This window comes from Clostridium sp. UBA6640 (assembly GCF_002455975.1).
In the GTDB taxonomy this organism is placed as follows: Bacteria; Bacillota; Clostridia; order Clostridiales; family Clostridiaceae; genus Clostridium_J.
This window is the reverse complement of sequence record NZ_DKLM01000154.1, coordinates 528-2,676: the sequence shown is the minus strand read 5'-3', so window position 1 is coordinate 2,676 and position 2,149 is coordinate 528. Positions and strand designations below refer to the sequence as shown.

The 2,149-nt window shown below is 26.8% G+C and carries 2 protein-coding genes; one reads left to right on the top strand and one right to left on the bottom strand.

Features of this window, described 5'->3' with window-relative positions; translation table 11 throughout:
* Nucleotides 1–526: 526 nt before the first annotated feature.
* On the top strand, nucleotides 527–1,138 hold the full coding sequence (locus tag B2W91_RS17580) for a DUF3137 domain-containing protein (RefSeq protein WP_291583277.1): 612 nt from the start codon (nucleotides 527–529) through the stop codon (nucleotides 1,136–1,138).
* Nucleotides 1,139–1,544: 406 nt separating this feature from the next.
* Here B2W91_RS17580 and B2W91_RS17575 read toward each other — a convergent pair whose 3' ends face one another.
* The gene (locus tag B2W91_RS17575; protein WP_045905439.1) at nucleotides 1,545–1,892 is read right to left on the bottom strand and encodes a TIGR04076 family protein; all 348 of its coding nucleotides are present in this window, start codon (nucleotides 1,890–1,892) and stop codon (nucleotides 1,545–1,547) included.
* Between the last annotated feature and the right edge of the window lie 257 nt (nucleotides 1,893–2,149).

Below are 2,149 nucleotides of genomic sequence, written 5' to 3'. Positions count from 1 at the left end.
AGCTAGTTATTTTATGAAGATGTTTTTTTATTTATATAACTTATAAAAGCCAATATTAATGTATTAACAATATTATTAAATAAGAACGCAGTGTATTTATAAGCTAAATAATTCATGAACCATTATTAGATAAATATTTGCAAAAATTATTGCTTTAATAGTATAATTAGAGTGTATTTTTATAAAATTTAATATATTTAGAATATTGATGATATTAAATTGGAAGAATATAAAAATCTGAGATTATGCTATTCTTATTATTGTTTAGATTTAAATTTATCTATAAAGTTAGTTAAAAGTGAAAATTAAACTTTAACAATTTTTATTTATGATATTAGATAAAAAAATTACTACTTACAGTCACTAATAATAGTACTGATACCCTTAAACTCTATTTAAGACAGGTATTGTAGGCTGCACATAAGAATAGTTGTAAAGGTGAAAAATCCTCACTCTGAAAAATTATTTTATAATACTATATGAGTTTGAAGGACTTTTACAATTAAAATAATTAGGGGGAAAAACTATGAATAGGCTTAAGAGCATTTTTGGATCAACAGTTGATGAAGTTTGGGAGAAGCTATGTGGTCAAATCAACGGAGAAATAGTAAGTAAAGGAATATGGAAAGACAAGAGAATTGAAGGAAAATATAAATGTTGGACAATTATATTAGATTGTTATACTATTATGGCAGGTCAAACACCTATGACTTATACAAGAATTAGAGTTCCTTTTATAAATGTAGATAACTTTAGATTTAAAGTGTATAACAAAAATATTTTAAATACCATTGGCAAAGAAGTTGATATGGAAGAAATGGAAACAGGAAATGAAGAATTTGATAATAATTATATAATTAAAACTACTAATATAGAAAAAATGAAAATTATAATGTCAAAAGAGAAAATTTTTGATATTATAGCAAGTCAGAAGAAGATAAATCTTGAGATAAGAGATGATGAAGGTAAATTTGGTGTTGAATTTCCTCAAAATGTTGATGAGATTTATTTTCATACTTTAGGCATTATAAAAGATGGAGAAAGATTAAAAGATTTATATAATTTATTCTGTGAGTTATTAGATTTATTCTGTGAAATTGGAAGTAGTTATGAGACTAAAGCGGCAGTAGAACTATAGAGGAGAGCATGGTAAATTCCTGACGTCCCAATTGGAAAATATTATAGCAAATTAATAGAAATACACAATAAGATTCAAAGAGAAAGGTATATAGCTTTTATATGCCATAGATTTTTTATAAAAGCTAAAAAGAAATAATAAAAACAAAAGGGATGTTAACTTATCAAGAGTAAAATTTAAAAAATCTTAAAAAGACTTAGGTTTTACATACTATATATGTGTACTATGTAATATTAATAAAGTCCAGCAAAATTTTTGCTGGACTTTATTTCATAATATATTAAATCTATTCACTAAATTTATAATATGTAAAAATTATTCTTTTAATAGTGAATATAAACTCAACTACAAACTGAAATTTATATATTTCGGCTTATCTTCAAACTGAGCACAATAAAAATCAAAACTAATCAAAAAACTTTCCCTTATAAAAATTCTCATTGTCAAGTTTCTTTGCTGTCAGCCTGAACATGACGCAGCCATCTGGGCATACAATGTCCTTGCTATATTTGCTATTGCCGCCAATGTTCTCTAAATCTCCGCCACTTCTGACCGACTCCATGATTGGGAACATAATCATCATGACCTTGGAACAGATACCCTGTCCATCCGCATTTATGGGGCAGCCATAGGTGCAGGTATACTTATCCCCGACTTCCTCGCCGTTTCGGCAGTACCTCTCTGTATGGTCACTGCGAAGAAATCCAGTTACCTCAATTTCAAATTCGTACTCCTCATCATACCATTTTTTCATGATTAACCTCCAAATTCTAATTTATGAAGCTCAATTTAGTGAAATTATAACTTAATTTATATATTTAATTGTACCATAATTTTCAACGATTTATAATTGTTTATATATCTCAGCATAATTAACTTTGAGTTGTTCTTTAAGTTCTTTATTTTCTTCTTCAAGTCTTTTGATTTTTCTTTTTAAACTGGCTATAATAGCATCTTTATAGGGTTCCACAATGGAAATTTAACTTATGCATGATTTTAATTTCCATAACA

Excerpts from the sequence above, each read along its gene's own strand:
- B2W91_RS17580 (WP_291583277.1), top strand. The coding sequence starts at position 527 with ATGAATAGGCTTAAGAGCATTTTTGGATCAACAGTTGATGAAGTTTGG.
- B2W91_RS17575 (WP_045905439.1), bottom strand. The coding sequence starts at position 1,892 with ATGAAAAAATGGTATGATGAGGAGTACGAATTTGAAATTGAGGTAACT.